Genomic DNA, 1,458 nt, shown 5'->3' on the forward strand with positions numbered 1-1,458 from the left:
AACCGGAAATACCGGCTACCCAGTCCTTTATCCAGTGTGTTTGAGTTTGCTGCAAAGCTTGAGAATCTCCGGCCCGCTGCCAAAAGTCTCGCCAGACACAGAATTCTTTTTGCACAGTTTCGTTGATGGGCAAAGTTTGCAGCAATAAGTTCTCCAAATCCTTCGGGTTGTCTTGTATCGCCTGCACTAAACGATCTTCAGTAGATTTAATTACCTGTTCTAATGCGGCCTGGAGCACATGTTCTTTATTATCGAAGTAATAATTGACCATGCCCTCTGTACAGCCACCGGCTTCGGCGAACTTAATCATGGTTACCTTGTGAATACCATAATTAGCGATGGCTTCTACCGCCCCTCGGGCAATGGCCGCGCGCCTTTCTTCATGATCTACAATTTTCGGCATACTCTTTTGAACCTATAAACAATAACAACCTAAACTATCCCGATAGTATATTAAATATTGATCAATATTAATAATTCATGTTAAAAATATTATCCAGTATTTAAAAGAGGTGTTCACTGTGGGTAAGAAACGTTATAAGACAACTAGGCAAGGCCTGAACCGACGCAGCATCCTAAAAAATGGGTTGGGGGCTCTCGGCGCAGTCGCCCTAACTGCCGGGGGGAATAGCGTCAATGCTACAGCTAGCAAAGATTCCACGGATAGAGAAATCGACAAGTATGACTATGATGTCATTGTTATTGGTGGTGGCTTTGCCGGGGTTACCGCTGCCCGTGAGCTCAGGCAAGCTGGGCTATCAGTACTAATATTAGAAGCTCGTAATCGCCTTGGTGGGCGTACCTTTACCGTAAAGCGTGATGGTAAGTTGTTTGAGCTCGGTGGCGCCTGGGTGCACTCCACGCAACCTAATGTTTTCGCTGAAATTAATCGCTACGACTTGCAATTAGTGGATTCTACTCCAAGCACGATTCCCGACTTACTGTGGTGGGATGGTGATGAGGCGCGGGATGCTGGCATGAGCGGCATCGCACCACTGATTAGGATGGCTGCCTGTGGGAATGGGGCACCAGAAGGTGAACCATCGCCACCTATGGTCACCTATCAAGGCTTTGCCATTGCCAATGAGCAAATGCACCAATTTCATGATGGTGCCGCTCACTCCTTTCCATTGCCCTATGATCCTTTTAGTACAGATAATTGGCAAGGCGCCGACACTCTATCGGTTCGCGATCGCCTTAATCAGATGGACCTCTCTCCTTCTTTCTCACCCATCATCGAAGGACTCTTGGGCGCTTCCGTTCATGGAGACTTTGATCAAGCTAGCTACGTAGAAATGCAACGATGGTGGTCTCTCGTTGGCAGTGATATCACTCGTTACAGTGATAGCGTCTCTCGCTATAGCTTTAAACATGGTACGCAAAGTTTAATCAATGCCATGCTGGATGATGGTCGCCCTGACGTGGAATTGGGTACGCCAGTGAAGGAAGTTCATGATC

2 protein-coding genes are annotated in these 1,458 nt (G+C 47.3%); one reads left to right on the forward strand and one right to left on the reverse strand.

Annotated features, from left to right (window positions below; all coding sequences use genetic code 11):
• Positions 1 to 403: TetR/AcrR family transcriptional regulator (locus A3757_RS19815; RefSeq protein WP_156506437.1), on the reverse strand; the 403-nt coding region annotated here is incomplete at its 3' end.
• 118 nt (positions 404 to 521) lie between these two features.
• Here A3757_RS19815 and A3757_RS19820 point away from each other — a divergent pair.
• On the forward strand, positions 522 to 1,458 hold a 937-nt coding region (locus A3757_RS19820), incomplete at its 3' end, for an FAD-dependent oxidoreductase (protein ID WP_231878329.1).

This window comes from Oleiphilus sp. HI0117 (assembly GCF_001635235.1).